This is a genomic window from Arsukibacterium sp. UBA3155, from assembly GCA_002364615.1.
Taxonomy (GTDB): domain Bacteria; phylum Pseudomonadota; class Gammaproteobacteria; order Enterobacterales; family Alteromonadaceae; genus Alishewanella.
On sequence record DEYP01000002.1, the window covers coordinates 231,486 to 241,218 of the forward strand.

Here is a 9,733-nt window from a genome sequence, read left to right on the forward strand (position 1 = left end):
GTAATCACCATATCATGTATTTTGATTTTAGAATAAATGACGTCTTAGTTAAAAAATCGATATTTACCCATGTACTTGCACTGTTCCTTGGGTATGATCGAACACTAATTTAGTTATAAGGATTTTTCCTCTTTTGCCAGAAAATTCCACTGAAAACGCTGCGGTCGCCAAATTCGCCTTAATTATTGTCTGTCTGGGCTCCATTATTGGGCCGCTGGGAATGGCTTCTGTGAATATTGCGATCCCTGATTTGGCCGCTGATCTACAAGCAAATGCTAAGATGGTCTCCTGGCTACCGACATTATTTATCCTGAGTAGTGTAATCTTCATGCTGCCTGCTGGAAAATTAGCAGACAACTATGGAAGAAAGCGCATCTATACATACGGCCTAGCCTTAAACGCCTTTTCTTCTTTTATGTGTGGACTTGGCTCCAGCATTGAGTGGATCCTTTTTTGGCGATGTGTACAAGGATCAGCTGCGTCGATGATATTTGGTACTGGTGTTGCAATCATTACATCAGTTACTGCTCCAAACAAAAGGGGGGCAGCTTTAGGGATCACTGCAGCATGCATTTATGTTGGATTGACCATTGCGCCAGCAGTTGGCGGCTGGCTTACGGAATTATGGGGCTGGCGCTCGGTGTTTTTCTTTCAGGTACCTATCGTCCTTGCACTTCTACTGTTGATTAAAATGCGCCTCACCGGTGAATGGAAGAATGATGAGAAAACTAAATACGATTGGTGGGGAACGGGTATTTTTGCATTGTTCTCTGCAACCTTAGTTTACGGTTTAAGCATATTGCCCAACAACGTGGGATGGGGGATGCTAGCACTATCGGCTATCAGTTTAACGCTGTTCATCTTGCATCAGAGTCGAAGTCATCGGCCGCTTATTCGGGTACAAATGTTCCGCGAGAGCAGAGTGTTCTCTATGTCATTAACTACGTCCCTGTTGATGTATGCCAGCAATTTTCCATTGGTTTTTCTGATGAGTTTATATTTGCAATATGTTAAAGGTCTCAGTCCTTCACATGCTGGGCAGATTTTATTGGTTCAGGCCTTTTCGATGGCCCTAATGGCCCCGTTGTCTGGCAAGCTAGCCGACAGATTCCAGCCAAGGCTGGTGGCTACGCTGGGTTGTGTGATTGTTGCTTGCGGATTACTGGTGTTGAGCCGTATGAACATAGCAACCAGTGTGGCTTATATTGCCAGTTCGCTGCTACTGATTGGTATCGGATTTGGCTTATTTTCTACGCCTAACAACAACGCCATTATGGGAAGCGCTAAGCCTCAAGAAGTAGGGGTGGCTTCTGCTTCGATGAATCTTTCGCGAACGATAGGTAATCTTTTAGGAATGAGTCTGGTAAACCTTATGGTGCATTACTATTTAGGTAACGCACAATTTACTCCAGAGCAAAACCCCGCGCTTATTAAGACGGTTGAGATGGCAATCACTATGTCTCTTGCATTTGTTGTTGTAGCCTGTGGAATATCGGTTTTGCGTGGTAAGTCGAGAGCAGCGTAACCAAAATATACCTTGAAGAATATGAACCGCAAAAACCTGTTGATCAACTGTGTTTTGATCATTACTTTGAAATTAGGTATTTAATACAAAGCGCTGAGTTACAAATTAATAATCCAGCTTGAGTATTACCTAATCACTTTACCCTGTACCGGAACTGAGGTATAAAACCCTTCAAGCTAATAAATATAATAGTGATAAACCTTCTGCAAATTTCACCACGGACTATGGTGTTGGAAGCGGCGTAAGGGATAAGTTGCCGAATCTAATTTCGAAAGGGATATTTCAGTAGTATGGCTCGCAGAAGTACAACATCGACTTTTGACCAAGTTATCTATATCAGTAGTGTTATACCCTGGTGGGTGAGTTTGCCGCTCGCTTTCGTTATCTATTTTTACCTCTCAAGCCTGGCTGTAATGCCACAAATCGATCCGCAAAAACCGATGGCACATTTACAATCCTCAATGATTTACTACTTAGCCTATTGGCTGCGTTTTATTATCCCACTGTCCCTAGTATTAGGAACAATTAAGTCGTTTTTTAATTCACACAAGCGCGCTTCGCTCAATATAGATAATTCGCCTATAACTAGCTGCGGTAATTTTCTATGAAGTTTGCCAAGTTTTGGGTAGACGTATCGGTAAAGGTTGATAAATCTATCTTCGGCACGAATGAGCTATCTGTTTGGGGAGCATCTAACGAAAGTCTGGATTTAGCGATTGCTCATGCAACTAACAGAGCTGAGCAGCTGAAAATGTTCGCTAATCGTGGTTTAGATGCTCTTAGAGATTACGAATATTGTAATGGCTACATTCGTGAGGAAGTACTTGAAGAAATTAAGTGCTCGGCAGGAAATACTATTGCTGTTATGACTCGCAATAATTACGGATCACTAGTCATTAACGCCGAGTCGGTATTTTTCGGTGATATTGACATACCAGAAGTTCGTTTTTTTGACAAAATCGCCCAATTTTTTGGTAAACCCGAAAAGAACAAAACATTCTATTTAGATAAAATCCAAAAATTTCAGCAAAGAAATTCTGATTACGCATTCAGAGTATATGAAACAAGTGCAGGGTTGAGATTAGTGGTTACCAATAAGGTTTTCGATCATAAAAGTGCAGAAGCAGAAAGACTTTTTAACGGACTAGATATCGATCCCTTATACGTTCGGTTATGTCATGCTCAATCGTGTTTCAGAGCAAGGTTAACGCCAAAACCATGGCGGATTGGACTTTGCCGCCCAGTCTCGAGTTATCCACGCACTGATAATAAATCTCTCGCTGAATTTTCAAACTGGTTAAAAGCATATGGGAGCGCTGCGAAAGCATTTCGAGCAGTAAACCTATTAGCCAGCTTTGGGGATCAGAGCATGCATGAACATGTATCCCGTGTTTTAGACATTCATGACAAGCTTGCTTGCAGCGGCGGTGAGTCACTGGCCTAATGGAAAAAAATTCTAATAATAAAAGGAACTGGTATGTCTGAGCAGTCAATTGGTTCTGAACACACCTTTGAGTTTGATTCTCTGGAAGCTGTTCGCAAGCGTCTGCTTGATTTAACGGGCAGAAACAGACTTATTAATTATCGGTATTCCGCTAAAACTAGTCTGCGCATAATAGACGAACTGCCTAAGCAACTTTTTAATGAATTACTTAAAGAGCGTGAGTTTCTATTTGCTCCTGTTCCTGAACCTACCAGAGAACAGCTAGTCGATGCAGGTTATCTTATATTTGACCCACAGAAAAAGACTTATCTGCCTCTAAAAGCAGGGCCTACAGCGACTGAGTGGGCGAAATATTTGAAGTTTAACACTAGCTATGATCTTCCTGTTTTGCTAAATAGTGAGGAAGGGAAACACAACGACACCAGAATTCAGACACTGCTCTTTGCAGGCGATCTTGAGGCTGTTCTTCGTAATATCAGCACCAAAAGCCGATTGGCATTAGAAGAAACTGGCGCGAATATTCTGTATTTGAGTATTGGTTGGCTTGAATGGTTTGAAAGCTCTGACTCAGAGCAGGCTCGAATAGCACCTTTAATTAACGTACCAGTCAGAATAGAAAAGGGCAGACTATATAACGGCGTTTACCAGTATTCGATCTCTTATACCGGCGACGATTTACTCCCAAACCTTTGCTTGGTAGAAAAACTTAAACAAGATTTCGGGCTTCAACTGCCAGATCTTACCGATGATACCTGTGCAGAAGACTATTTTAGTCAGGTTAAAAAGCAGATTGTAAAAGCTCAGCCAAGTTGGAGCGTTAAACGCCAGGCGGCGTTAACGCTGTTAGAGTTTTCCAAGTTACTGATGTACATCGACTTAGATCCTGCTCGTTGGCCAAAAGAAAATAATATTGCCAATCATGAGATTATCAGTAAGTTTTTTACCTCAAATTCTGTAGAACAAAGTCGTGATCTATCAACAACAGACTACGACATTGATAAAAGTCCAGATATCCACTTTGACGCACCGCTAATCGACGATACTGATAGCTCACAGCATGAAGCGATTCTTGATGTGGTGTCAAATAAAAACTTAGTGATTAAAGGGCCACCTGGCACTGGTAAATCTCAAACTATTACCAATATTATTGCCGCAGCTCTGGCTCAACATAAAAAGGTTCTTTTTGTTGCTGAAAAAATGGCAGCTCTTGATGTTGTAAAAAGCCGACTTGATAAGGCGGGGCTTGGTAAGTTTTGTCTCGAGCTACACAGCCATAAATCTCAAAAGCGAAAAGTACTGGATGATGTTAAGTCACGTTTGGAATTTCGGCCAAAGGTGATGAGTGCAGGGCATTTCGAACGAAATATTGCTCAATATGAGAAGTTAAAAGATCAGCTAAAGAGCCATGTCGAGACAGTAAGCAGTATCTGGGAAGATACTGAGTTATCAATTTTTCAAATATTGACTAAAGCAACAAGGCTCAAACTACAGGCCGAAATTAAAACAGAACCAAACTGGCTTGATGAGAATAAACTTACCAGCTTTTCGCCAGAGAGCAGAGCCCAGTTATTAGATACCATTGAACGTTTTACATTTGCACTAAGCGTACTCTCACAACAAGCTAATGAACAAGACATTAGGCAGCATCCATGGTTTGGAGCGCAAAATGCTAGTTTACTCCAAGACCAAATTGCAACTGTCACCGAGAGTCTTAGTCAGTGGAATAGTTGTTTAGAGCAAATACAAGCAAATCAGTTAAAACTTCAGCACTTACATGGCTCAGCTATCGAACTAAGCATTTCAGAGCTGCACTCATTAGAAGACGCATGTAACCATATTGATTTTAAGCCGGTAGTAGTTAGTAGCTCGACCTTAGGCCTGATAACACCAGATAATACCAAAGATTTATTACTGGCACTTCAGCTGTATCGCCAGCTTCACGACAGCTATACCGAGCTTAGTAAGTTGCTTGACTCTGACTCACTTAAGAGCGCCGAAGCCTTATCTGTAATACTCGCTTCGTTGAACGCACTTTTGGCATTTGAAATCGATGCTGGAACGTTAAACGACTTTGTCTCATTGAAACAAACGTTAGTTGCTCACCATGATTACCTGACTGAGTTTCAGATTATTTACGATGATATCAAGTCACGTTTAAGCACTGAAATAGTGGCGTTTTTCCCGTTAAATATAAAAGGGCTAAGAGCATTTCAACAATTATTGAACCTCACATCCGAATTGCCCGGCGATTTAATCAGTGAACGTAACGCTTTTTTTGACAATGATAAACTTGATGTCGTATTACCGGAGTTTGCAGAAGGTATCGACAAGCTGGCCAGGCTGGAACAATCCGTTTCACAGTATTTTAAAATTGAAGAATTGCCAGAGGCTAACGTCCTAAACCAATATTACGACCAACTTAATAACAGCAGTATATTTAGTTGGTTTAACAGCTCATGGCGTAATGCCAGGACGACAATTAAAAAATTGTCAGTAAAAAGTTCTTTCTCTCACAGTAAAATACTACCGCATCTTAGTAAGGCTATTGCCTACAAGATTTTGCAACGCCAAATTGAAACATCTCCGGTTTTCTTTCCTCTTCTAAAGGCGCATTACCGAGGAACACAAACTGATACCAAGCAGCTATTCGTTCTGCGTTACTGGTATAAGTCTGTAAGACATGCCTACGGTATTGGTTTTGGTAAAACAGTCGTGATAGGGGATTTCTTATTAGATGCACCTTTGTCGTTAATCCGGGGGTTACAGCATTTATGCCATACCGGTACGTCTGAGAAACTTGAACAGACCCTAAGTTCGTTAGGCAGAACTACAAACCAATTTAGCGATGTTGTACTAGGTGATTATCACAACAGTCAGGTTCTCGGAGAGGACGGCGTTTGTAATCTCATTATCGAGTGGATAAATAGCCATCTAGGTAAAATTCAACCTGCTTTATTGCAAAAAAACCTGTCCATTGAAGAGCTCAAACACCTTGCGAAACGCACGTCTAATTCTCTGGTAACAATGGATAATCTCCTAAACAATCGGTGGGTTGAAGCACTCAAGCTTTCTGAATTGTCACTTACGACTCAGCCTGGAGAAATTAGTCAACGTGTTGAACAGCAACTTCATCAGACTCTAGCTTGTTTCAATTGGATGCAGACTATACCGGCAACGTTATCTTCAATGCTAAGCAACGAGACAGAGCAAGCCTCATTTGAAAAAGGTTTCGCGTTATTAATAAAGATTGTCGCGTATTTCAGTGACGGAATGTCATATGCAGCACAGGCACTGAAAGTTATTGAGTGTGAGTTGGAGCAGTGGATTGCAGGAGCGGGTGATAACCTCGGTAAGACGATAACGAGAAACCAACTAGCGATAGATAATCCAGAATGGCTACTTAACTGGGCTGATTATTTGCGTATGAAAAAGAAGTTAAGCCACAGCGGGGCTGGTGGTTTACTTGAAGCATTGGAGCGGCATGATGTTCCTGTTGGAAAGGCCAGGGAAATTCTCGAGCGATTGCTATTTAGTTATCTGGCATCCTCTATTTTTAAAGAGTCACCTTATTTGAAAGAGTTTTCAACACTTGAGCATGAGGCTATTCAGCAAAAATTCAAAGAATACGACGAGCAACTAACGAAGCTGCAACGGGAACGGCTCGCGCACTTAATTTCAAAATGCAGCCCGCCAGAAGGTAACGGCGGGGGAAGAGTAGCTACCTACACCGAACTGTTTTTACTCAAGCATGAAACCGGTAAAAAGACTAAGCATATTCCAATCAGGCAATTAGTAAATCGAGCTGGTAAAGCACTGTTGGAATTAAAACCCTGTTTTATGATGGGCCCAATGTCTGTTGCTCAATATTTAGAGCCGGGTAACCTCGAATTTGACATTGTTATCATGGATGAAGCTTCGCAGATAAAACCTGAAGATGCGTTGGGCACCATCGCTAGAGCAAAAAAAGTCGTTATAGTTGGCGATCCGAATCAGCTACCGCCAACCTCATTTTTTGATAAAACAATTGAAACCGATGACGATAATGTTACCGGCTTGGAGCAGTCCCGCAGCATTCTGGATGCGGCACTTGGCATTATGCCAAAACGAATTTTAAGTTGGCATTATCGCTCACAACACGAGTCGCTTATCGCATTTTCCAATCATGCTTTTTACGAGTCTGATTTAGTTGTATTCCCATCTCCGCATGCAAAATCTGATGATTATGGTGTTAAATTCACTAAAGTTGAAAACGGCACTTTTATTAAAGGTCGTAATACTGTCGAAGCTGAGACTATAGCCGCAGCCGCACGGCATCATCTTGTGAATCGCAAGCATGAATCACTTGGCATTGTTGCCATGAATGCTGAACAAAGAGAGCTTATAGAGCGCGCGATAGAGACTCTCAGCAAAGAGGATGCAATATTTCAGCAAGTATTAGCAGATAATCAAAGTGCTGATGAGCCTTTGTTTGTTAAAAACCTAGAAAACGTTCAGGGTGATGAGCGTGATGTTATTTATATCTCTTTTACTTATGGGCCATTGCAAGAAGGCGGTCGCGTACCAAACCGATTTGGGCCAATTAATTCGGCTGATGGCTGGCGGCGACTAAATGTCTTGTTTACTCGCTCCAAAAAACGCATGCACGTTTTTAGCTCGATGAGCTCCTTTGACATATTAACAACGGAGAATTCATTGCGTGGGGTAGTTGCCCTAAAAAACTTCTTAGCGTTCGCCGAGACAAATATTTTAGAGCAGCCTAAACACACAGGTAAAGAGCCTGACAGTGATTTTGAAGTTGCAGTAATTCACGCGTTAGCACAACACGGCTATCAATGTGAAGCACAAGTCGGGGTAGGCGGTTATTTTATCGACATAGCTGTTACCGATCCGCGTTTACCAGGCAAGTTTTTGTTGGCCATAGAATGTGACGGCGCAACGTATCACTCTGCAAAATCAGCTCGGGATCGTGATAGATTAAGGCAGCAGGTATTAGAGCGACTTGGTTGGAGAGTGCATCGTATATGGTCAACCGACTGGTTCAAAAACCCGGCTGCGGAGATTGCTCGCGTTTTAAATATTTTAACCGCACTGAGACGGGAAAACCTTCCTGAAAAGATAGAGCCGCTGATGCCAGAACAAATCATTGCTGAGGAAATTACTTTAAATGAAAAATCTGCTCCGGTTGCTTCCCAAAAACTCAGTAATAGTCATACAGAAAGTGATTTACGTGCCCAGTTAATTCAATTTAATAATGACATCATCCGAAAGTACCAAGCTGATACAGCTGAAAATAAAAGGTTACTCCGTGATGAAATGTTAGAGGCATTAATAGAGCATAAACCGTTATCAAATTCTGAATTCCTGGAAAAAATACCGTATTACCTTCGAACTGAAACATCACCCCTGGAAAGTATTTATCTTCGGCAGGTGATTAAAATCATTGAGAAATTTGAAGGTGAAGACGATGCTTTACAACTCTAGCTCGATAATGAAAAAAGTGATTTATACCATTTTTGCAGCATGGACAAATCGACAACTTGTAATTATTCAGGGCCAAAGTCTAAATAGAAAACTTCAATTTAATAGAATTGGGATAATGAAAAACCCAATTAATATATGAATTTATTGGGTTGAAATTGAATAGAGAGTTAATATCAAATTAAACTCGTAATCGCACAAAAATTTGTTGAGGATAGTTCGTATATTATGAATACCATTAAACTTCCGGAAAAGTTTGTCAAAAAGCTCCTAAATACTGATTTCTATGCACCCATACTTCATGCATTAGAGCGTTTTACTACTATTTTAAACTTTGATGGTAAGTTGTTTCCTGAGTATACCGATCACAGTGCTCGCCATATTCAGGATGTTCTACATACTGCTGAAAATTTAATCAATCCTGATAGCTACGAGTCTATTTCTCCGCAGGACATTTACGTATTAGTTATCGCAATCTGTCTTCACGATAGTGCTATGACTTTTAGTTGGTCGAATATTCGAACATTAATACAAGATGATAAATATAATGGAAAGGTTTTTGGTTACAAAAACCAAGAGGAGCCGCCATGGTCAGATTTGTGGGATAAATACAAAACAGAATTTAGCAATTATAAAATCGAAGATCTTAAAGATATCGTGGGAGACAACATCCCATTGAAAGGTGAAGTTATGGATTATTTTCCATGCCTTGAAGAGGAGGATCTAAAATCATCTCAGTTGAAAGTGGCTGGAGAGTTTGTACGTCGTCATCACGCTAGAATAGCGCATGTAATTTCAGTCCATGGGTTTCCGGGATTAGAAATAGATGAATTGTTTCACAAATCGAAAAGAGAACATGACAATTTAGCTGGGCTAGTCGCTCGAAGCCATCATTATTCTATGAGAGATATGTACAATCGATTGCAGGAAGACCAGAAGATTGAGTACAGGAAATGCCACTTAATCTTTCTAATGTCTGTAATACGTATAGCAGATCTTATGCAAGTTACGAGTGAACGTACTCCTTTACTCACATTCAAATCTAAAAAATTCTGGAGTAGTTTTTCTGAAAACGAATGGAGGCGACACCTATCATTGCTTGGATACAAGGATGTTGCTAAAGATCCTTCCTGTCTATCTTTTGAAATAGAACCATCAATAACTTCAGTAAGCAGGCTATATTCTATCCGTTCCTTACTAAACTACTTTCAATATGAACTTGATATGGTGTGGGCTAGTCTCGGTGAAGCTTACGGGGATAGTTGTAGTGGTCAAGTAAAATTGGC

At 40.9% G+C, this 9,733-nt stretch carries 4 protein-coding genes; all 4 read left to right on the plus strand.

Going from position 1 to position 9,733, the window contains the following annotated elements; translation table 11 throughout:
* The first annotated feature begins 133 nt into the window (after window positions 1–133).
* Window positions 134–1,525, plus strand: coding sequence for an MFS transporter (locus B2X65_RS01090; RefSeq protein WP_290609981.1), 1,392 nt, complete (start codon window positions 134–136; stop codon window positions 1,523–1,525).
* 604 nt (window positions 1,526–2,129) lie between these two features.
* The gene (locus B2X65_RS01095; RefSeq protein ID WP_290609983.1) at window positions 2,130–2,969 is read left to right on the plus strand and encodes a hypothetical protein; all 840 of its coding nucleotides are present in this window, start codon (window positions 2,130–2,132) and stop codon (window positions 2,967–2,969) included.
* A 33-nt stretch (window positions 2,970–3,002) separates the two neighbouring features.
* The gene (gene hhe / locus B2X65_RS01100; protein WP_290609985.1) at window positions 3,003–8,450 is read left to right on the plus strand and encodes a DUF4011 domain-containing anti-phage protein Hhe; all 5,448 of its coding nucleotides are present in this window, start codon (window positions 3,003–3,005) and stop codon (window positions 8,448–8,450) included.
* A 225-nt stretch (window positions 8,451–8,675) separates the two neighbouring features.
* On the plus strand, window positions 8,676–9,733 hold a 1,058-nt coding region (locus tag B2X65_RS01105), incomplete at its 3' end, for an HD domain-containing protein (protein WP_290609987.1).

Bases quoted from the DNA above. Each gene is read 5' to 3' on its own strand.
- B2X65_RS01095 (WP_290609983.1), top strand. From the start codon at position 2,130: ATGAAGTTTGCCAAGTTTTGGGTAGACGTATCGGTAAAGGTTGATAAA.
- hhe (WP_290609985.1), top strand. From the start codon at position 3,003: ATGTCTGAGCAGTCAATTGGTTCTGAACACACCTTTGAGTTTGATTCT.